This is a genomic window from Mesorhizobium sp. WSM4820, from assembly GCF_055811075.1.
This window is the reverse complement of the sequence record NZ_JBVVQN010000032.1, coordinates 21,458-40,055: the sequence shown is the minus strand read 5'-3', so window position 1 is coordinate 40,055 and position 18,598 is coordinate 21,458. Positions and strand designations below refer to the sequence as shown.

Below are 18,598 nucleotides of genomic sequence, written 5' to 3'. Positions count from 1 at the left end.
GTCGCCGGCCTGCTGGTCACCACCGAAGCCATGATCGCGGAGGCTCCGAAGAAGGAGTCGGCTGGCGGCGGCATGCCAGGCGGCATGGGCGGCGGCGGCATGGGCGGCATGGGCGGCATGGATTTCTAAGGAAATCCATAAAGCACGCCCATGAATCTAAGTTGCTCAAGCCCGCAAGCGGGCTTGAGTGGCGGCATGGATTTCTAATCCAGCATTGCCTCGCATTCACGGAAAGGGCGCCGAAAGGCGCCCTTTTTGTTTGCTTAATTTAGCGGGCTGCCCGGCTCAGACGGCGGCGTCAATGCGCCGTGTCAGTTCCCCTTTGGCCGGCAATGCACCCTCAATCAGCGCTGCGACTTCATCGGCCACCGCCAGCACCGGGGCGCGGTCGCGGCTGGCGCGCGCGATCACCATCAGCCCTTCCAGCGATGATTCGACAAGCAGCGCCAGGGCGCGGGCGCGGCGCTCAGGCACCCCTGCCCTGACGAAGGCCGCCTGCAGCAGGCCTACCCATTGCTCGAAAGCCGACCGGCACAGTTCGGCCAGTTCCGGCACGTCGGCCGGCGAGTCCAGCACCACGGGTGCGATCGGACAGCCAAGCGTGAACTGGTTGTCCTCCAGCATGCGTGCGACCGACTGGTAGATGTGGTGGACAGCCACCGCCGGATCCGTTTCGGCGGCCAGTTCTTCGCCAAGCCATCGAGACACCTTGTCCACGCTGTCGCGCGTCACCTCGATGACCAATTGGTCCTTGCCGCCCGGAAAATGAAAGTAGAGCGATCCTCTCGGCGCACCGGAGGCGCTCAAGATGTCGTTGAGCGAGGTACCGTGATAGCCGCGCTGCCTCAGCAGCAGCGCCGTCGCCTCGATCATGCGGATGCGGGTGTCGTTCGCCATGTCAACCTCTGTCAGGAGTGAGCACTATAGGCTTGCGCCGAATATGACAATCGGTCTATATAATATGTAGATCAGTCTATATATTCGGCGTCATTCCATCGAAGAGGAGAACGACAAAATGACCATTCGTGAAGCAGAGGCCCAATGGCAGGGTTCGTTGAAAGAAGGCTCGGGCCGGCTGCGGCTCGGCAGCGGCGTCTTCGAAGGCGCCTATTCCTTCCCATCGCGCTTCGAAAACGGTCCCGGCACCAATCCCGAGGAACTGATTGCGGCGGCACATGCCGGCTGCTTTTCAATGGCGTTGAGCGCCATACTGGGCAGCGGCGGCCATGTCCCCGTAGGGATTCACACCGTCGCCAAGGTGCATCTCGGCACGAGCACGGCCGGACCGACGCTCACCCGCATCGACCTCGAAACGGAAGCCGAAATTCCGGGCCTGGCGCCCGAGGAATTCCAGCGCCTTGCCCAATCGGCGAAAGCAACATCCCTCGTCTCGCGCGCTTTGGCGGGCGTGGCGGATATCAGGCTCAAGGCCGACCTCGTCACGGCCGCCGCTGCGGAAAAATGAAATCAGGAAGTACCGAGATGGAACGGGATAGCATCATGGTCGTCCATCCAGACGACCAATCCAGACAGACGGCCGATATCATGCGGCGCTTCAACGACGTGTTCCAGCTTCATGATCCGTCGGCGCTCGCCGAGCTGGTGGCCGAGGACTGCGTCATCGAAAACACCGTGCCGGCGCCGGATGGCGCCCGCCATGCCGGCCGTGAGGCATGCGTGCGGCTGTGGTCGGCGATCGCCAGCGAACCCGGCACCCGTTTTGACATCGAGGAGACGTTCATCGCCGGTGAACGGGCGACAATCCGCTGGCGTTACTGGCCTGCCGACGGCAACTCCATCCGTGGCGTCAATCTGATGCGCGTAGCGGACGGGCTGATCGTCGAAGCGATGGGATACGTCAAGGGCTAGCGCCAACACGCGCTACCGCTCGGTCAGCGCCAGTTTTGCGCCAAGCATGACGAAGGCCCCGGCGAAGGTGCGGCGCATCCAGGTCAGCACTACGGGCCGCGACACGACATGCGGATCGAGGCGGCGAAGATGCCGTAGCCGACAAAGACGACGAAGGTCAAAAGCATGAAGACGCTCGATAGCTCCAGCATCTTCGACAGTGCGTGCGGCTCGGTGGTGCTGACGTGTGGCCTTTGCCGGGTTCTGCAGCAGGGTGTGTCCATCACCCGCAGCGGAAGTTCGCTCGTCCTCGATTGGACTTTGATTTTGGGAGTTGATTTGCTGCAATACAATAAGAATGCTACCAGATTTAGTCGTCAATATTTTTTGCCGATCAGCGATCAGCCTGCCAAAACGTAGGGCGCGTTCGTCCGCCGCGAAGTCCATCTCGGATTAGCGGGCGCGAGTTCGCGCTACCGGATATGTGCACATCCAGAAGAGCATCGCGAGGTTCGGCGGCATAGGTGCGGCCCCGTAGCCTCAAATCCCGTTTGCATGCATGAACAGCCACCACGGGCACCGGCCAGCGCGCGACGTTGAAGATAACGCAACGCATCCAAACCCAAGGAGATCGTCATGAATGATATTCAGGAGCGCGGCGAAGCCGCAATCGCAACCCCGTCAGCGCGAAGGGTCGACATCAAGCTCGAAGTCGCCGTCATCCCCGTTTCGGACGTCGATCGAGCCAAGCGATTTTACGGCGGCTTGGGTTGGAGGCTCGACGCCGACATCACAGGCGACGAATTTCGTGTCATCCAGTTTACGCCTCCGGGCTCCTCGTGTTCGATAGTCTTCGGCTCAGGGGTCACCCCAGGGCCCTACCCCCGGGTCGAGCTCGATGTCCTCGAAAGTGTTGGCGAGCTCGTCGTGTCAGACATCGAGGCAGCGCGCGCCGAACTCGCCGATCGCGGTGTCGACGTGAGCGAGGTTTACCACTATGCCGGCAGTGAAGGCCGTGTCAGCGGTCCGGACCCTGAGCGGCGCAGCTACTCCTCGTGGGCCTCCTTCAGCGATCCGTCCGGAAATGTCTGGCTGTTGCAGGAGGTCACTGCGCGAGCGCCCGGCCGCGTCGACGCTGACGACACCACATTTGTCTCGCCGGCCGAACTCGCGGCCGCGCTCCGGCGTGCGTCTGCGGCCCATGGCGAGCACGAGAAGCGGACAGGCGGCCAGCGTGATGAGAACTGGCCGGACTGGTATGCCGAGTACATGGTGGCCGAGCAGGCTGGCAAGCCGCTGCCGCTGTAAGGATGGATCACGACGTCATTTGAAACAGCATCGACGCAATAGTAACCCTTTGATCGAGGAGCCAGCGCCCTCGGCGGCTCGATCGAAGTGCAGGCGTGCGCATCCCGGCACCCAACCACGCTTTGAGGCATTAGCGATAACGTTTTGATGTTTCGCGGGCAGACTCGCTTGCAAGCGACCGTGCTCTTATCTTCGGGCGCAAAGCGGCCTCCATCTGGCGCTATTTCATGGCCGACGGCAACTCGCTGCGCGGCGTCAACCTGATGCGCGTCGGGAACGGGCGGATCGTCGAGGCGATGGCTACATGAAGGGGTAGCACCGGCGGCTCTACCGCTCGGTCAGCGCCAGTTTTGCGCCGAGCGCGACGAAGGCGCCGGCGAAGGTGCGGCGCATCCAGGTGAGCACCATCGGCCGCGACACGACATGGCTGCGGATCGAGGCGGCGAAGATGCCGTAGCCGACAAAGACGATGAAGGTCAAAAGCATGAAGACGGAGCTGAGCTCCAGCATCTTCGACAGCGCATGCGGTTCGGTGGTGCTGACGAACTGCGGCAGGAAGGCGAAGAAGAAGATCGACAGCTTCGGGTTGAGGATGTTGATGAGGATGCCAGAGGTGATCACCTTGCCGGCCGAGCGCGGCGCGGCATCCTGCCCGACGTTCAAGCTACCGCTCTCCTTCAGCGTGTTCCATGCCATGTAGAGCAGATAGGCGACGCCCAGATATTTCAGCGTCTCGAAGGCGAGCGCGCTGGTGTGCAGCAGCGCCGCCAGACCGGTGATGGCGGCCGCCATGTGCGGAATGATGCCGAGCGTGCAACCAAAAGCCGCGATGATGCTGGCGCGCGCGCCACGCGAAAGTCCGGCGCTCAGCGTATAGAGAACGCCGGTGCCGGGCGAAGCCACGACGATCAGCGACGTCAACAAGAATTCGATGCTCACGATGCGTCCTCCGGTGACCTGCCGCCGGCAAGGTAGCCAGCGAAACGCGCAGGCACAAGCCAGCCCGAAGACCGTTAGTGCCTCATTTCGAATTTCGGGTCACGACCCAAGGCGGTATCCCTCGGCGGGATTTTAAAACCAACTCCCGTAGGCGACGTTTCGTCAGAATCGTCAGCTCGTTTCCTAAGGCAAACCTTGCACTGCTGGCCCTGCCGTCATCGCATTGGCCTGACTTTGGACACCACCTTCACTGCGAACGAGGCCAGTCCGGTGCCAGTCCGGAACACTTCTTGACCCGATGCCGTGTAAGCTACAAACTTGTCCTTGCGCCGTGACCACCTCTCCTGAAGCGGGATAATCGTCATGTGTCACAAATCCTTTGGATCGCAGGAGCTGACGAAAGGCAAGGTTGCGGCGCATGCCCTGTCCTGCGCCGCTGTGTTGTTCTTTGTTGTGCGCCCGGTTTTCACGATTCTTCGCTCTGGCAGACAAATGCTTGCGGCGGCTCTCCTGCTTGGACTTTGCGCCAGCGCGAGCGCCGATGACGTGCTTTTCGAAAACGTCCGTATCTTCGACGGGAAGGGCGCCGCACTTTCGGCTCCGTCGAGTGTGCTGGTGCAGGGCAAGCTGATCGCGCGGATTTCGACAAGTCCCATCGCGGCCGAGGGCGCGCAGCGCATCGCCGGCAACGGGCGAACGCTGATGCCGGGGCTGATCGATGCGCATTGGCACGCAATGCTGATTGCATCCACCCCGGCAGAGGCGATGGGCGACATCGGCTTCGCCAATCTTGCGGCCGGCGACGAGGCGACGGATACACTGATGCGCGGCTTCACCACCGTTCGCGACGTGGGCGGGCCGGTGTTCGGCCTCAAGCGCGCGATAGATCAAGGCATCGTCGCGGGACCGCGCATCTATCCGTCCGGAGCCATGATCACCGTGACCAGCGGGCATGGGGATTTCCGCCAGCTCAGCGACTTGCCCCGGACGATCGGCGGCTTGTTCACCCCCATGGAGAGGAACGGCGGCAGCATAGTCGTGGACAGCCCCGACGAGGTGCGTTTGCGTGCCCGCGAGCAATTCATGCAGGGGGCCGCGCTGCTGAAGCTGACAGCGGGCGGTGGAGTGTCGTCGCCCCACAGCCCGCTCGACGTCACCACCTTCACCGAGCCCGAACTGCGGGCCGCCGTTGAAATTGCCGAGAATTGGGGCACCTACGTCGCCGCGCACGCCTTCACCTCGGATGCGATCCGGAAGGCTGTCGCGGCTGGCGTCAAGTGCATCGAACACGGCTTCCTCATGGACGAGGCAACCGCCAAGCTGATCGCCGAAAAGGACGTTTGGCTGAGCTTGCAGCCGCTTCCCGAATTGATGAGGACAGGCCTCCGAGAGGGTTCGGTCGAGCGAGCCAAGGCCGATGAGGTGTGGCCAGGCATCGGCAGGACCTACGAACTCGCGAAGAAATACAAGATCAAGACGGCATGGGGCACCGATGTCCTGTTCTCCCGCGCGCTGGCGAAGCAGCAGGGAGCAATCCTGGCGTCGCTTGTGCGCTGGTACACGCCTGCCGAAGCACTCGTCATGGCGACCGGGACCAATGCCGAGCTGCTCGCGCTGTCGGGCCTTCGCAATCCCTATCCGGGGAAGCTCGGCGTGATCGAAGAGGGCGCGCTCGCCGACCTCCTGCTCGTCGAAGGCAATCCGCTGGAGAACCTCGACCTGGTGGCCGATCCTGCCAACAACTTCAAAATCATCATGAAGGACGGCCTGATCTACAAAAACACGCTGACTCAGTGAGGAACGACTGAGCCGCCCGTCTCTACTCGACGCATCCGATGGCCTGGCCGCAGAGCGCTGGAATTCCACAGCCGAGCGACCAGGAATGACGGCTTCCCACCGGAGGTGGAAATTCAAACTGAGACCTATCGAGGCCCGTTATCAGGGCGCCGGCAGACCATGTGCCTTGCGCGCCATCAGGCAGTCGTCGCCACCGGGCATGCAGGCGCGGCAGACGTCCGGCCGGACCTCGTAGATGCCGCAAATGGTCGACTTGCCGACCTCGCCGGAAAGTGCCGAGCAGCGCACGCCGTCGCAGCGCATGCCGGCTTCGTCGGCAGCCACATAGTCTTGCGGGATCCGGTCGAGCTGCGCGTCATCTTCGGTCGAGAAGCGCGGCCATTCGGCCGAATAGGAACAGCAGGCGCCACAGCTCTGGCAGTCGAAGAGAGGGGCGGCGCGCTCCTCCAGTGACGAAAAGTCTCCGGCGCTCGCCAGGGCGAGCAGCCCTGACGCAACAGAATTCATACCGGCGTTGCTCGGCAAGGGCGCTATTTTTTCTTCCTGGTCTTGCGCGACGCCACGTCCGCCGGCGACTTGAACAGGTCGGTCGCTGCCTCGGCGGCGACATCAGCTTTCGGCGCGGCGGCCGGCTTGGCCAGCTTTGCGGTGGCAGCGGCTGCTGCCGGCTGATCCTTGGCGGAAAATTTTATGGCCATATCAATCCTCGTCGGAGAAACGCGATGATGGCGCATTCGGGTTGCGAAGCCGGCCGATCAGCGCCGAGACCGCCGTGATGTTCATTTCCTCGGGCGACCAGTTCCTGGCCTCCTCGATGTGCCGGGGTGCCAGTTCGCGATGCGTGCTGCCGCTATAGGCGGCATCCTGATGGGTGACGCGCTCATGGGTCTTGGCATTTTCACGGACATACTCGATCAGATAGTTCGGGCATTCGGAGCGGCCACGCACGCCGAGCCTGACCTGGGCATCGCCATGGGCGCGCTTGCACCGCTCGAGCTTTTCGAGCACGCGCCGGACATACTCGACCGGCTTGTCGAGGGCTCCCACGACATCGGCGATGGTCGAATCGGCGGCGATCGCCTCTTGCGGGACGCGTTTGGTGGCCATCAGCGTTTGCCTGCGCGCTTCGGCGAGGCAGCGAGCGAGGCGGCTGCAGCCAGCTCGTCAGCTTCCTTTTCCAGGCGCAGTTCGCGCAGCCGCGCGGTCTTGGCTTCCCGGGCCTGGCTGACAGCATCCTGCTCGGAAATAATGCGGTTGAGCGACATGGACTGGGTCTGGGTCTTGCTGAAGATGGATTCGGCGTGGTCGCGGGATTTCTTCGAAGTGGCGGTCAAGGTCTTTCTCCCGGTTCGGAGCGTAATGCCGAAAATGGCGAGACCGGTCTTTCGACCAGGACCACGCACAAAGCAATACGGCAGTCGATTTCAAATTGCTGGAGCATCCTTAGCACGTTCAAGCGAACGCGCGGTGCTCTTTTCGAACTTTTGCGGCGCCCGAAACGCAAAAGGCCAGGCATTGCCTGACCTCAGCTGGAGCGCCGCGCGTCCGGTTGAACGCGCGTGCACTTGCTCATTCTGCGCATGATCCTTTCCGGAAACCGGTGTTTCCGGGGCCATGCGCTGGAATTAGCCGTTCACCGGTGCCAGTACATCCGTGGTCACCGGCGAGGCTGAATTCCGTTTTAGGCCGCCTTCAACTGATCGGCGGACATCTTGCCCGACTTGTTGTCGCGGACCATCTCGTAGCCGAGCTTCTGGCCCTCGACGATGTCGCGCATTCCGGCGCGCTCTACGGCCGAGATGTGGACAAAAACGTCGGCCGAGCCGTCGTCAGGCTGAATAAAACCGAAACCCTTGGTGGCATTGAACCATTTAACTGTGCCTGTGCTCATAACGAACCCTTTCCGTGGCAAATATTCGTTCGCCGTCATGCGAATGCACAACAGCGTTTGTCTCGATTTTGATGGGGGAAGTTCGTCAAAGGCGCGCCTGGACACGCGGATAACAAAAGTCGGTCAAACAAATATCGACGAATTGCTTTTAGACTTCTTTTGGCGCCGTGTCAATTTTGCTTTCGCCGTCTGCTTTCGTCGTCGGCGGGCCGATGGCGGCACGCTGGCTGCGGAGGCAATTCGACGGCGGATCTGACGCCGAAAACCGGGCCCAGCGCCAGCTGTTAAAAATGTAAAAAAAAATCGCGCCATGCCGGGAACCATCTTGGCATCCGTGCATTTTAAATATCGCCAGCAGTTCATGAGAGCAATCTCAGGAAAGGCTGACACAAAGGACGCCTCCCGTGCAATAAAACGCGCGAGGGGCGTTCTTTTATGCCGAGTAGCAATCGCCATGGCGGTCAGGGCCAAAGGCCGGTGGCCTGTTGATTGACCGACGAGGCAGGGCTCCGGAACCGAAAACCCAGCCACCCGTTTCCCAAACAGCAGATTGATTCCGGGAGATGCGGCCATGGTGAACAAGAGTCAGATTGCGGGCCTAGCCAAGCAGCTCAAGGGCTCGGTGAAGAAAGCCGCCGGCAGGGCCACCGGCAACAGGCGCGTCCAGGCTGAAGGCGTGGCCGACAAGATCGCCGGCAAAATGCAGAAGGCCTATGGTGACATCAAGGACAAGTTCAGGAAGGTGATCTGACCCCTGCGCTGCTAGCGACGAGGAAAGCGGTTTAGCGGTCCGCTGTGTGCTTCAGTTGCCGTTAGAAATTCAGGCTCCTTGAGAAAGCGTTGGTGAAGGCGATCTCGCCATGGTCGCCAACGGCTTCGCCAAGCGCCACGTCCATGCTGTCGCCGCTCACCCGCGCCAGCGCGAAGCCGCCCATATAAGCGGCCTTCGGCTTGAACAGGTCGAGCCCATCGCCGCGGTAGATCATCGCTGTCTCGTGCTGGTGGCCATGGAAGATGCCGATGACGTTGTAGCCCTTCAGCGCCGCCAGCAGCGCCTGCCGGTCCACCTCGCTCCACCAGTGCGGCGCACCAGCGCCTTCATCGTCGAAGGTTCCTTTGGCGGCATCCCACCGTTCGATCGAGAAAACATCCCAACCATAGTGCTGGAACAGGATGACGGGGCGGCCGTCCGCTGCATAGGTCGCCAGATCCTGCTTCAGCCATGGCAGGCCGGAGACCGCGCCGTGGCCGGTGTCGCCGGCGAAACGGTGCGTCTGGACGAGATGCAGGCCGCCCCAGTCCCACGAGTAGCAGTCGGTGTCGACATCGTAACTGGTCACCGGCACCGGCGGCTTGAAGAACACGCCGGCGCGATGGTTGACCTCGACATAGTCGCGCATTTCGCGGCGGTACCAGTCGACGTGGTTTGGCGGGCCGTTCTGGTCGAGATCGTGGTTGCCGAGGCCGACATAGACCGGCACATGCATGCGATCGGGGCCGATGCCCTGCTGGTAACGCTGGCTGAACTGGAGCAACTGCGTGCCCTCGCTGGGCTGGGTGACCTGGCCGCCGCCGTCATCGGTCATGTCGCCGCCGACGACGAGGCCGAGCGGCGTGCCGATGCGGCTGCCGGCCGAGCGCAGGCCGGTGGCGATGCCGTTGATTTCGGCCGGCCAGTGCTTCTCGCCAATGGCGTTCAACGCGGCGATACTGCGCAGCAAGGCGGCGTCGGTCTTGCCTTCCTGCTGGCAATTGGGGCTCAGCCCGCTGGCCATGCGGCAGGCATGGACATCGGCGACGAACAGGAAGGTGGCGTCGACAGGCGCAATGCGCTGTCCGGTCTGTCCGAGCGCCGGTCGCGCAAGGACGCCGGCCGCGGCCAACCCTGCTCCCTGCGTCAGGAAGCGGCGCCGGGAGAGTGATCCTGCCGAGATGCGATTCATGGCGTGAAATTCAGCACAGCCGGCGCCTCTTCGTCCAGTTGCCGCGAACGGTATGTCGACACGCTGCCGCAGGTCTGGCATTGCTTTTAGGTCAGGACTCAACTTGCGCGGGCAAACGCTATGAAGACTATATCCATCGCGACGGCACTTACCATCCTGGCGAGCGCCGTTCATGGTGCCGAGTGCATCGACGCCAAAGCCGCCAAGGCCGGATTCATTCTCGAAAGGCCCGGTATCCACAGCGAGTTTCGACCGGCGGCGGGTGGAATGGTGTCGGTCGCCAACGAATACCACTCCCAATCGCCGCAGACGCAGTTTCTGTTCGGCGGTCTGATCGAGGTGTTTCGCGACAGCGAGACCGGTCAGCTTGCGATGATCCCGTTTTCGGATCTCAGAAAGCTGTTTCCGCTCAAGGCCGGGGCGAAAAGCAAGACCGTTTTCGTCCGCCTCGCTGCAAACAAACAGCCCAAGGGCACCGAGACGCTCGAGATCAGCGTCAAAGGCAAGGAGACGTTCAGCCTGGGCGACTGCAAATACAACGTGCTCGCCGTCAGGCTTACGATCAAGAACGAGGCCGGCAAGACACAGGATGAATTCACCGCGCTCTACGCGCCCGACCTGCAGGCGGTTCTGGCCAGACGCTACGACGAGGGCACGAACGCCGAAAGCGTGGTCGGCTACGAGGTCATCAAACCGATGCCGAATTAAGTCCCGGCAGGGCAGAGAGCCGACTGGCGCTCCGGCATCAAAATGCTTTGTACTGCCGCAGCACCCTGCGACGTCGCTTCGCTCTTGCTTCGCCCTCGGATGAAGAAACTGGAGAAACTCCCTGCTCCAGCGCGTTCAGGCAATCGCGCAGCACAGCAGAATCCTGCGTCGTCTTGGCCATCGACATGGCGCCGGAATAGGTCGCGACCGCGAGTGCCGCGAAACGCTGCGGATCGGTGTCCTGCTCCCTGCCCGCTTGCTGGTCGGCCCCGACCTTGTCGGCGATCGCCTGGCGCCAAGCCGAAAAAATGCCGGCAAGGGCGGTGCGGAAATCCGGATCGGCAAGCGACAATTCATGCGCCAGGTTGTTGAGCGGGCAGCCGCGCACGAAACCCTGTTGCTCCAGTTCCGCGGCCACGGCCTCGAACACGCTGCGCACGCCCTCACGCGCCGAGCCTGCCGCCTGCACCGGCGCGATCCATGTTGCTTCGACGGCCGCGGCGACCCGCTCCTCGATCACCGCCAGCGCCAGCGCCTTCTTGGTCGGGAAGTGATGATGCAGCGCGCCGCCGGTGACGCCTGCCGCGGCCATCAGGTCGCCGAGGCTGGAGGCATGGTAGCCGCGCGCCTGAAACGAGGGTTCGGCGACATCGAGCACGCGTTTGCGCAGGCCTTCCGGGTCGTTGGTGCGTTTGCCGGGTTGCGCCTTTGGGCGAGCGGTCATCTCTGCTGACATTTTTCCACGATAGCAGATTGACAAAACAGGACAACCGGTCTGTTTATAAAACAGGATGAACGCCCTGTTTTGGAGATTGCGCGATGAGCCTGCCCCTGAATGCCCGATCGAAATCCGGCCTCAATGCCTCGCCGGTCGTCGAGCTCAGGCAATACACACTGAAACCTGGCCGGCGCGACACGCTGATCGGCATCTTCGACGGTCACCTCATCGAGGGTCAGGAAGCGGCTGACATGACCATCATCGGTCAGTTTCGCGATCTCGACCGGCCTGACATGTTCATCTGGCTGCGCGGCTTCGAGGGTATGGAAGCGCGGAAAAATGCACTGACCGCTTTCTACGAGGGACCCGTATGGGCCGCCTGGCGCGACGCCGCCAACGCCACGATGATCTCCTCCGACGACGTGCTGTTGCTGAAACCGGCATGGCCCGGCGCCGGCTTCGATCTGTCGGGATCGCAACGAGCAGCCTTGGATGGTTACGAAAAACCAAGCGGAGACAATCGCTTGTCGGATATTGTTGTCATCAAGTTTCATCATCTGCGGCACGGCGCCGAAGCCGACTTCGCCAACCGCTTCAAAACCGACGCGATTGCCGTGTTGGCGGCACATGGCGCGCGGCCGCTTGCTGCGTTTGTCTCCGAACATGCCGAAAACAGCTTTCCCCGCCTGCCGGTGCGATCAGGCGAAAATGTCTTCATCAGCGTCGCCGCCTTCGACAGCGCGGACGCCCACGAAAGCGTTGAAGCCGCGCTTGCCGCGGCGCCGGCCTGGCAGGCATTGCAGTCGAGCCTGGCCAGACCGACGGAAACGCTGCGCCTATCTCCAACCTCACGATCGCTGCTTGGGCGGTGAGAGAGGCGCTCCTTCAACCGATTTGCATCCTTGTCGCCCGCAATCTCCGCTTGAAGCCATTTGTGCAACGCGATAGGCCGTTTGCAAATTGCAATCCGGAGAGAGATGTGAGCGCGCCAGAGACCAGAACCGAAACCGACACGTTCGGTCCCATCGAGGTCGCCGCCGATCGTTACTGGGGCGCGCAGGCGCAGCGTTCGCTGGGCAATTTCAAAATTGGCTGGGAAAAGCAGCCGGCGTCGATCGTTCGCGCGCTCGGCATCGTCAAGCAGGCGGCGGCCGAAACCAATATGGAGCTGAAGCGGCTCGACCCGGCCATCGGCAACGCGATCATCGAAGCCTCTCAGGAAGTCATCGACGGCAAGCTGAACGATCATTTCCCGCTGGTCGTCTGGCAGACCGGCTCGGGCACGCAATCCAACATGAACGCCAACGAGGTGATCTCCAACCGGGCGATCGAACTGCTGGGCGGTGTCATGGGGTCGAAGAAACCGGTGCATCCCAACGACCACGTCAATATGAGCCAGTCGTCGAACGATACCTATCCGACGGCCATGCACATCGCCTGCGCCGAGCGCATCGTGCACGAATTGTTGCCGGCGCTCGGGCATTTGCACGCCGCGCTGGAGGCCAAGACCAAAGCATTCGCCCACATCGTCAAGATCGGCCGCACCCACACGCAGGACGCGACGCCCCTCACCCTTGGCCAGGAATTTTCGGGCTATGCCGCGCAGGTCGCCTCCTCGATCAAACGCATCGAGATGACGCTGCCCGGCCTGCAGGAACTGGCGCAAGGCGGCACGGCCGTCGGCACCGGCCTCAACGCGCCGGTCGGCTTTGCCGAGAGAGTGGCGGATCGCATCGCCGCGATCACCGGCATCGCCTTCGTCACCGCGCCAAACAAGTTCGAGGCGCTGGCGGCGCATGATTCCATGGTGTTCTCGCATGGCGCCATCAACGCCTGCGCCGGCGCCCTGTTCAAGATTGCCAACGACATTCGTCTGCTCGGCTCCGGCCCGCGCTCCGGCCTTGGTGAACTATCGCTGCCGGAAAACGAGCCGGGTTCGTCGATCATGCCGGGCAAGGTCAATCCCACCCAGTGCGAGGCGATGACCCAGGTCTGCATCCAGGTGTTCGGCAACAATGCGGCCGTGACCTTCGCCGGCAGCCAGGGCCATTTCGAGCTCAACGTCTACAACCCGCTGATGGCCTACAATTTCCTGCAGTCGGTGCAACTGCTCGCCGACGCCTCCATCTCGTTCACCGACAATTGCGTCGTCGGCATCGAGGCGCGGGAGGACAATATCAAGGCCGCCCTCGACCGTTCGCTGATGCTGGTGACAGCACTGGCGCCGACCATCGGCTACGACAACGCCGCCAAGATCGCCAAGACCGCTCACAAGAACGGCACAACCTTGCGTGAGGAAGCGCTTGCCACCGGGCTGGTCAGCGAAGCCGACTACGACCGCCTGGTTCGGCCAGAGGAGATGACGCATCCGGGATGATCTTGCGCTGATCGCAAAAACTTTACTGCGGTGAACAATCTGTAACCAAATCTGCATCTTTGGTGAACAGTCGCCCTGCTTTATGTGGGTGGGCACCACAACCCCTCCCGGAGAGAGCCCATCATGTCCACCAACACGTCTGTTGCCGGTTCCGGCACCGTTTCCAACGCCTCAGGCAGCATCCTGCTCGGCCGTATCCTGCTTTCGGTCATCTTCGTGCTTTCCGGTTTCGGCAAGCTCACTGCGATCGCCGGCACCGCCGGTTACTTCGGCAGCATGGGTCTGCCGATGCCGACCGTGACGGCGATTGTCGTCGGTCTGCTCGAGCTGCTCGGCGGCCTCGCCATCCTCATCGGCTTTCAGACCCGGATCACCGCCTGGGTGCTGGCAATCTTCACCGTCGCCACGGGACTGGTCGCCCACACCGGCTGGGCCGATCAGATGCAGATGATCAGCTTCATGAAGAACCTGGCGATTGCCGGCGGCTTCCTCGTGCTGGCTTCCTCGGGCGCCGGCGCCTATTCGGTCGACGCCAAGCGCGGCTGAAGCGGTCCAGGAACCACTTGCAGCAAGGGGGCGCGGAATTTTCCGCGTCCCTTTTTCGTTGTCGGTTTATGCCCGTCGATCAGCCGGCCGGACTTTCTGCTAGGATGAGGTGTCGGGGTGAAGCCAACCGCCGCCGACGTCGGAGGTGACCAATGCCCCGCAATGGGCTGCTTCTGCTTTCGCGGCTGCTGCTCGCCGCTCTATTCGTTCCGTCCGGCTTTCACGCGCTTACCGACATTGCCGGCACATCGGGCTATTTTTCCGGCCTTGGCCTGCCGCTGCCGACGCTCGCAGCCTGGGCGACGGGCCTGTTCGAAATGATCGCCGGACTGCTCATCCTCGTCGGCCTCAAGACGCCGATCGTGGCGCTCCTGCTTGCCGCTTTCTGCGTCGCGGCAGGCTTCATCGGCCACTATGGCCAGGGCGGCGACGATCCGACGCTGACCTTCATGCATTCGCAGATGCTGATGAAGGACATCGCGCTATCGGGCGGTTTTCTGGCGTTGGCAATGGCAGGCGCCGGCGCCTACTCGATCGACGGGCGGATGCTTCGGATCGGCGCTGAAACGACTTGACCGACACAACTGCCGGACCGAGCGAATTATTTGACCGAGCCGAATTACTTGACTGAGCCAGACTACTTGGCTGGCATAGTGGGGCCGCCCTCGACCGCCAGCACCAGCCGGCGATTGGTCACCCTCGCCAGTTGCGCCAGTCGCCCGGCCGGCCGCTCGCCGTAAAGGTCGGCCAGCGACGCCGGCAGCACCAGCGCCAGCACGCCATTGCCGCGCCTCGCCCATTTCAACCGCGGCATGACGCCCGGCATTGCCGCCGTCAGCAGGTAGACGACGCGCATCACCGCGGCCAGCACACGGGCGCGCTCGATATAGCGCGGCGTTGCCAGTGCCTTGATTTCCGGCGCGATCGATTCGTTGAAGACGCCATCATGACGGTAGGCGTTGGCCAGCGCCAGGAAGGCGCGGCCGGGATGGTCGACGCCGATGAAGGAGGCGTGGGCAATGATGTTGAGCGATTGCTTGCCGCGATATTCGGGATGCGCGCGCCAGCCGATGTCGGCAAGCAGGCAGGCGGCCTGGCGGTAGCGCGCCTCGTCGACCGTCTCCTCGATGCCGAAGGCGGCGAAGGTCTTGCCCGTCCACTCGACAAGCTCATGCGCGTGGGTGACCGAGCGCGAACGCAGCCGGGCGAGTTCCTCCGAGGCCGAGATCAGCGGATCCGCCTTCTGCTCGGCTTTGTCGAGCAGCGAATAGAGAAAGCCCTCGCGCACGCCCAGCGCCGAGACGATGATCTTTGACGGCTGCATCGCCGCCATGATCTCCTGCAGCACGATGGCGCCATAAGGCAGCAGCGAGCGGCGGTTCTTCGAGACGCCTTCGATACCCCTTATCTTCTCGATCTCGCCCTTGGCGACCTGCTTGAGGAAGTTCGCAGCGCTGTCGATGCCGATCTCGTAATGGTGCATGACGCTCAGCGGATAGCTGGTCATTTCCATGTACAGCCGAGCGAGGTTTCGCCAGGTGCCGCCGACGGCATAGAACGGCCTGCCCTGCCCGCCTTTCAGCAGCCTTGCCTTCGCGAGCTCGTCGCGCGCTATCTTTGCCGCATGGGCCAGTGAGTTCTTGGCCATGTCCTGCAGGCGCAGGCCGCCCAGCGGCAGCGTGATGCCGTCGCCGATTGCCTCGCCATCGACGTCGACCAGTTCGAGGCTGCCGCCGCCGAGGTCGCCGGCGATGCCGTTGGCCGGGTGGAAGCCGGAAATGACGCCAAGCGCGGAATAGTGGGCTTCCTGGCGCCCGCTCAGCACCTGGACCTCGGTCTTGAGCACATCTTCGGCGCGGTGGATGAAATCGGGGCCGTTGACCGCCTCGCGGGCGGCGGCGGTCGCCAGCACATACATATGCTCGGCGCCGGCCTGCTCGGACAGCGCGCGAAAACGTCGAAACTCCTCCATCGAACGGGTCACCGCCTCGGGATCGAGCTTTCCGGTCGAGACGATGCCGCGACCGAGGCCGGCCAGCATCTTTTCGTTGAACAGCGTGGTTGGCGAGCGCGCCAGCCCCTCATAGACGACAAGCCGGATCGAGTTCGACCCGATGTCGATGATGGACAGCGGTCGGCGGTCCTGAAGCCGGCCCTGGGACGTTGAAATCATCAGCCGGTCGCTGCGGCGTTTTTCTTGCGGCGCTTGAACTGCGCGATGCGCTTGGGCGCATGCGATTTCAGCGCATCGCCGCGTCCGGAGAGGCTCGGATTGGTCATGAAATATTCCTGCGCGTTGAACGGTTCCTCGCCCTCCTCGAGCGTGGCGCGCCGGGAGGTTCCGTCAGCCAATACGTCGAAACTTTGCTGGTTGTCCATGATGTTGCCCAGCATGATCTGGCCGATGACTTGTTCATGCACCGTTGGATTGGTGATCGGCACCATGGTTTCGACGCGACGGTCGAGATTGCGCGGCATCAAATCGGCCGATGAGATGTAGACGATCGCCCCGTCCGACGGCAGTCCATGACCGTTGCCGAAACAATAGATTCGGCTGTGTTCGAGGAAGCGGCCGACGATCGACTTGACCCTTATGTTTTCCGACAGGCCCGGCACTTGGGGCCTCAGGCAGCAGATGCCGCGCACGACGAGATCGACCTCGACGCCGGCGCGGCTGGCGTCATAGAGCGCGTCGATGATGATCGGGTCGACCAGCGAATTCATCTTCATCCAGATGCGGGCCGGCCTGCCCTCCAGCGCATGGGCAATCTCGTCCGAAATGTGCTTGAGGATGCGCTTGCGCAGCGTGAACGGCGAGATGGCTAGCCGCATCTCCTCGGTCGGCTCGGCGTAGCCGGTGATAAAATTGAACAGCTGGGCGACATCGCGGGCGATTGTCGGAGCGGTGGTGAAGAAGGACAAGTCGGTGTAGATGCGCGCGGTGACCGGATGGTAGTTGCCGGTGCCGAGATGCACATAGTTGCGCAGCTTGCCGTCCTCGCGCCGCACCACCAGCGACATTTTCGCGTGGGTCTTCAGTTCGAGGAAGCCGAACACGACCTGAACGCCGGCGCGCTCGAGGTCGCGCGCCCAGCGGATGTTGGCTTCCTCGTCGAATCGCGCCTTGAGCTCGACCAGCGCGGTCACCGACTTGCCGGCCTCCGCCGCGTCGACCAAAGCGCGCACGATCGGGCTGTCGTTCGAGGTGCGATAGAGCGTCTGCTTGATCGCCACCACTTCCGGATCGGCCATCGCCTGGCGCAGGAACTGCACCACCACGTCGAAGGATTCGTAGGGGTGATGAACGATGATGTCCTTCTCGCGGATGGCGGCGAAACAGTCGCCGCCGTGCTCGCGGATGCGTTCGGGAAAGCGCGGATTGTAAGGCTTGAATTTGAGATCGTCGCGGGCGATGGCGACGATCTCGGAAATCTGGCTGAGCGCCAGCGGACCGGTGAGCACGCTGATCCGGCTCGATGAGACGCCAAGCTCGCCGGCGACGAACTCGCGCAGTTCGGCCGGCATCAGCTTGTCGAATTCGATGCGGATGACCGAGCCGCGACGACGCCGTTTCAGCGCCGTCTCGAACAGGCGCACGAGATCCTCGGACTCCTCCTCGACCTCGATGTCACTGTCGCGGATGATGCGGAACGTACCGGAGCCCTTGACCTCGTAGCCGGGGAACAGCTTGCCGATATAGAGGCCGACCGCTTCTTCCAGCGGAATGAAGCGGACATGATGCTTGCGGTCAGGCAAGCGGATGAAGCGCTTGAGCGCCACCGGCAGACGCAACAGCGCGCTCATCTCCTCGCCATTCCTGCGGTGGCGCAGTTGCAGCGCCATCGAGAAGCCGAGATTGGGAATGAACGGGAACGGATGCGCCGGGTCGATCGACAGCGGTGTGAGCACCGGAAACACCTGCTCCTGGAAATGATCCTCGAGCCAGGTCTTCTCGTCCTTGGTCAGCCCATCGCGGCTGATGCTCTCGATGCCTTCCTTGTCGAGCAGCAGCATCAGAGCGGATAGGCTGTTCTGCTGGTCCTCCTGCAGGCGCTCGACCTCGCGCAGCAATTGTTCCAGCTGTTGTTCAGGGGTGCGGCCGTCCGCGCTCTTCAGCGTGATGCCTTCGCGAACCTGGCCGGCGAGACCGGCGACACGGACCATGAAGAACTCGTCGAGATTGGCGGCCGAAATCGACAGGAAGCGCACCCGCTCGAGCAGCGGATGGTTGGCGTTCAGCGATTCTTCGAGGACGCGGCGGTTGAATTGCAGCCAGGAAAACTCGCGGTTGACGAAGCGGTCCGGATTGCCGCCCTCTGGGCTCGCCACCTCGACAGTGGTGAATTCGCTCTGCACCGGCTTTAGTTCGTTCATGGTTCCTGCTCGTTTCGCACCCGCTGGCCACAGCGTCGCGCGTCGTCGCGGACGCGCAAAAGGACGCTCCCACCACTTAAGCTACGCATGATCCCCAGCAAAACCGAATTCGGTTTCGGGGCCATGCCTTAACCGGCTTAGCTTATCCT

Annotated in this window: 21 protein-coding genes and 1 pseudogene; 10 read left to right on the top strand and 12 right to left on the bottom strand. The window is 62.6% G+C overall.

The window, feature by feature from the left end; translation table 11 throughout:
* Positions 1 to 285 precede the first annotated feature (285 nt).
* A complete protein-coding gene (locus AC0L2R_RS32055; protein ID WP_287256067.1) occupies positions 286 to 897 on the bottom strand; it encodes a TetR/AcrR family transcriptional regulator in 612 nt (203 codons plus the stop codon).
* A gap of 118 nt (positions 898 to 1,015) precedes the next feature.
* On the opposite strand from AC0L2R_RS32055, the gene AC0L2R_RS32050 reads away from it, so the two are divergent.
* Positions 1,016 to 1,465 (top strand): OsmC family peroxiredoxin, encoded by a 450-nt coding sequence (locus tag AC0L2R_RS32050; RefSeq protein WP_473513689.1) that lies wholly within the window; start codon positions 1,016 to 1,018, stop codon positions 1,463 to 1,465.
* Between the two features lie 17 nt (positions 1,466 to 1,482).
* The gene (locus AC0L2R_RS32045; protein WP_473513687.1) at positions 1,483 to 1,869 is read left to right on the top strand and encodes a nuclear transport factor 2 family protein; all 387 of its coding nucleotides are present in this window, start codon (positions 1,483 to 1,485) and stop codon (positions 1,867 to 1,869) included.
* Positions 1,870 to 1,881: 12 nt separating this feature from the next.
* On the opposite strand, the pseudogene AC0L2R_RS32040 reads toward AC0L2R_RS32045, so the two are convergent.
* Positions 1,882 to 2,093 (bottom strand): annotated as a pseudogene (locus AC0L2R_RS32040) (LysE family translocator); the annotation flags it as partial.
* Between the two features lie 391 nt (positions 2,094 to 2,484).
* On the opposite strand from AC0L2R_RS32040, the gene AC0L2R_RS32035 reads away from it, so the two are divergent.
* On the top strand, positions 2,485 to 3,156 hold the full coding sequence (locus AC0L2R_RS32035; protein ID WP_473513686.1) for a VOC family protein: 672 nt from the start codon (positions 2,485 to 2,487) through the stop codon (positions 3,154 to 3,156).
* A gap of 327 nt (positions 3,157 to 3,483) precedes the next feature.
* On the opposite strand, the gene AC0L2R_RS32030 is transcribed toward AC0L2R_RS32035, so the two are convergent.
* Positions 3,484 to 4,095, bottom strand: a complete 612-nt coding sequence (locus AC0L2R_RS32030) for a LysE family translocator (RefSeq protein ID WP_473513684.1) — start codon at positions 4,093 to 4,095, stop codon at positions 3,484 to 3,486.
* Positions 4,096 to 4,587: 492 nt separating this feature from the next.
* Between AC0L2R_RS32030 and AC0L2R_RS32025 the strand changes: the two genes are divergently transcribed.
* Positions 4,588 to 5,892 carry a metal-dependent hydrolase family protein gene (locus AC0L2R_RS32025; protein ID WP_473513682.1) on the top strand — a complete coding sequence of 435 codons (1,305 nt, stop codon included), beginning with the start codon at positions 4,588 to 4,590 and terminating at the stop codon, positions 5,890 to 5,892.
* Positions 5,893 to 6,033: 141 nt separating this feature from the next.
* Here the strand turns inward: AC0L2R_RS32025 and AC0L2R_RS32020 are convergent, their stop codons facing one another.
* From AC0L2R_RS32020 to AC0L2R_RS32000, 5 genes are all read right to left on the bottom strand, one after another.
* Positions 6,034 to 6,399, bottom strand: coding sequence for a YkgJ family cysteine cluster protein (locus AC0L2R_RS32020; RefSeq protein ID WP_091590675.1), 366 nt, complete (start codon positions 6,397 to 6,399; stop codon positions 6,034 to 6,036).
* Between the two features lie 23 nt (positions 6,400 to 6,422).
* A complete protein-coding gene (locus AC0L2R_RS32015) occupies positions 6,423 to 6,590 on the bottom strand; it encodes a hypothetical protein (RefSeq protein ID WP_287120983.1) in 168 nt (55 codons plus the stop codon).
* 1 nt (position 6,591) lies between these two features.
* Positions 6,592 to 6,999 (bottom strand): hypothetical protein, encoded by a 408-nt coding sequence (locus AC0L2R_RS32010; protein ID WP_027155370.1) that lies wholly within the window; start codon positions 6,997 to 6,999, stop codon positions 6,592 to 6,594.
* A complete protein-coding gene (locus AC0L2R_RS32005; protein ID WP_027155369.1) occupies positions 6,999 to 7,226 on the bottom strand; it encodes a hypothetical protein in 228 nt (75 codons plus the stop codon). The genes AC0L2R_RS32010 and AC0L2R_RS32005 overlap by 1 nt, the downstream gene beginning before the upstream one ends.
* A gap of 347 nt (positions 7,227 to 7,573) precedes the next feature.
* Positions 7,574 to 7,783, bottom strand: coding sequence for a cold-shock protein (locus AC0L2R_RS32000; protein ID WP_010915421.1), 210 nt, complete (start codon positions 7,781 to 7,783; stop codon positions 7,574 to 7,576).
* Positions 7,784 to 8,354: 571 nt separating this feature from the next.
* Here AC0L2R_RS32000 and AC0L2R_RS31995 point away from each other — a divergent pair.
* Positions 8,355 to 8,534, top strand: coding sequence for a CsbD family protein (locus AC0L2R_RS31995; protein WP_287194449.1), 180 nt, complete (start codon positions 8,355 to 8,357; stop codon positions 8,532 to 8,534).
* 61 nt (positions 8,535 to 8,595) lie between these two features.
* On the opposite strand, the gene AC0L2R_RS31990 is transcribed toward AC0L2R_RS31995, so the two are convergent.
* The gene (locus AC0L2R_RS31990; protein ID WP_473513680.1) at positions 8,596 to 9,726 is read right to left on the bottom strand and encodes a metallophosphoesterase; all 1,131 of its coding nucleotides are present in this window, start codon (positions 9,724 to 9,726) and stop codon (positions 8,596 to 8,598) included.
* A gap of 120 nt (positions 9,727 to 9,846) precedes the next feature.
* Here AC0L2R_RS31990 and AC0L2R_RS31985 point away from each other — a divergent pair, with 120 nt between their 5' ends.
* Positions 9,847 to 10,434: a hypothetical protein gene (locus AC0L2R_RS31985; RefSeq protein ID WP_473513679.1), complete on the top strand. Its 588-nt coding sequence runs from the start codon at positions 9,847 to 9,849 to the stop codon at positions 10,432 to 10,434.
* A 37-nt stretch (positions 10,435 to 10,471) separates the two neighbouring features.
* On the opposite strand, the gene AC0L2R_RS31980 is transcribed toward AC0L2R_RS31985, so the two are convergent.
* Entirely contained in the window at positions 10,472 to 11,158 is a 687-nt protein-coding gene (locus tag AC0L2R_RS31980; protein ID WP_473513677.1) for a TetR/AcrR family transcriptional regulator, read from the bottom strand.
* 95 nt (positions 11,159 to 11,253) lie between these two features.
* On the opposite strand from AC0L2R_RS31980, the gene AC0L2R_RS31975 reads away from it, so the two are divergent.
* The 4 genes from AC0L2R_RS31975 to AC0L2R_RS31960 all read left to right on the top strand — a co-directional run bounded on the left by AC0L2R_RS31975 (position 11,254) and on the right by AC0L2R_RS31960 (position 14,650).
* On the top strand, positions 11,254 to 12,024 hold the full coding sequence (locus AC0L2R_RS31975; RefSeq protein ID WP_473513675.1) for an NIPSNAP family protein: 771 nt from the start codon (positions 11,254 to 11,256) through the stop codon (positions 12,022 to 12,024).
* 107 nt (positions 12,025 to 12,131) lie between these two features.
* Complete coding sequence (gene fumC / locus AC0L2R_RS31970) at positions 12,132 to 13,529, top strand: class II fumarate hydratase (RefSeq protein ID WP_473513673.1); 1,398 nt, start codon at positions 12,132 to 12,134, stop codon at positions 13,527 to 13,529.
* 123 nt (positions 13,530 to 13,652) lie between these two features.
* Complete coding sequence (locus AC0L2R_RS31965; RefSeq protein ID WP_027155363.1) at positions 13,653 to 14,075, top strand: DoxX family protein; 423 nt, start codon at positions 13,653 to 13,655, stop codon at positions 14,073 to 14,075.
* Positions 14,076 to 14,227: 152 nt separating this feature from the next.
* Positions 14,228 to 14,650, top strand: a complete 423-nt coding sequence (locus tag AC0L2R_RS31960; RefSeq protein ID WP_473513671.1) for a DoxX family protein — start codon at positions 14,228 to 14,230, stop codon at positions 14,648 to 14,650.
* Positions 14,651 to 14,712: 62 nt separating this feature from the next.
* Here the strand turns inward: AC0L2R_RS31960 and ppx are convergent, their stop codons facing one another.
* Both ppx and AC0L2R_RS31950 read right to left on the bottom strand, forming a co-directional pair.
* On the bottom strand, positions 14,713 to 16,248 hold the full coding sequence (ppx, locus tag AC0L2R_RS31955; protein WP_473513669.1) for an exopolyphosphatase: 1,536 nt from the start codon (positions 16,246 to 16,248) through the stop codon (positions 14,713 to 14,715).
* A complete protein-coding gene (locus AC0L2R_RS31950; RefSeq protein ID WP_473513667.1) occupies positions 16,248 to 18,449 on the bottom strand; it encodes an RNA degradosome polyphosphate kinase in 2,202 nt (733 codons plus the stop codon). Before AC0L2R_RS31950 ends, ppx begins: the two co-directional genes overlap by 1 nt.
* Positions 18,450 to 18,598 lie beyond the last annotated feature (149 nt).

Excerpts from the sequence above, each read along its gene's own strand:
- AC0L2R_RS32055 (WP_287256067.1), bottom strand. The coding sequence starts at position 897 with ATGGCGAACGACACCCGCATCCGCATGATCGAGGCGACGGCGCTGCTG.
- AC0L2R_RS32050 (WP_473513689.1), top strand. The coding sequence starts at position 1,016 with ATGACCATTCGTGAAGCAGAGGCCCAATGGCAGGGTTCGTTGAAAGAA.
- AC0L2R_RS32045 (WP_473513687.1), top strand. The coding sequence starts at position 1,483 with ATGGAACGGGATAGCATCATGGTCGTCCATCCAGACGACCAATCCAGA.
- AC0L2R_RS32035 (WP_473513686.1), top strand. The coding sequence starts at position 2,485 with ATGAATGATATTCAGGAGCGCGGCGAAGCCGCAATCGCAACCCCGTCA.
- AC0L2R_RS32025 (WP_473513682.1), top strand. The coding sequence starts at position 4,588 with ATGCTTGCGGCGGCTCTCCTGCTTGGACTTTGCGCCAGCGCGAGCGCC.
- AC0L2R_RS32020 (WP_091590675.1), bottom strand. The coding sequence starts at position 6,399 with ATGAATTCTGTTGCGTCAGGGCTGCTCGCCCTGGCGAGCGCCGGAGAC.
- AC0L2R_RS32015 (WP_287120983.1), bottom strand. The coding sequence starts at position 6,590 with ATGGCCATAAAATTTTCCGCCAAGGATCAGCCGGCAGCAGCCGCTGCC.
- AC0L2R_RS32010 (WP_027155370.1), bottom strand. The coding sequence starts at position 6,999 with ATGGCCACCAAACGCGTCCCGCAAGAGGCGATCGCCGCCGATTCGACC.
- AC0L2R_RS32000 (WP_010915421.1), bottom strand. The coding sequence starts at position 7,783 with ATGAGCACAGGCACAGTTAAATGGTTCAATGCCACCAAGGGTTTCGGT.
- AC0L2R_RS31995 (WP_287194449.1), top strand. The coding sequence starts at position 8,355 with ATGGTGAACAAGAGTCAGATTGCGGGCCTAGCCAAGCAGCTCAAGGGC.
- AC0L2R_RS31990 (WP_473513680.1), bottom strand. The coding sequence starts at position 9,726 with ATGAATCGCATCTCGGCAGGATCACTCTCCCGGCGCCGCTTCCTGACG.
- AC0L2R_RS31985 (WP_473513679.1), top strand. The coding sequence starts at position 9,847 with ATGAAGACTATATCCATCGCGACGGCACTTACCATCCTGGCGAGCGCC.
- AC0L2R_RS31980 (WP_473513677.1), bottom strand. The coding sequence starts at position 11,158 with ATGACCGCTCGCCCAAAGGCGCAACCCGGCAAACGCACCAACGACCCG.
- AC0L2R_RS31975 (WP_473513675.1), top strand. The coding sequence starts at position 11,254 with ATGAGCCTGCCCCTGAATGCCCGATCGAAATCCGGCCTCAATGCCTCG.
- AC0L2R_RS31965 (WP_027155363.1), top strand. The coding sequence starts at position 13,653 with ATGTCCACCAACACGTCTGTTGCCGGTTCCGGCACCGTTTCCAACGCC.
- AC0L2R_RS31960 (WP_473513671.1), top strand. The coding sequence starts at position 14,228 with ATGCCCCGCAATGGGCTGCTTCTGCTTTCGCGGCTGCTGCTCGCCGCT.
- ppx (WP_473513669.1), bottom strand. The coding sequence starts at position 16,248 with ATGATTTCAACGTCCCAGGGCCGGCTTCAGGACCGCCGACCGCTGTCC.
- AC0L2R_RS31950 (WP_473513667.1), bottom strand. The coding sequence starts at position 18,449 with ATGAACGAACTAAAGCCGGTGCAGAGCGAATTCACCACTGTCGAGGTG.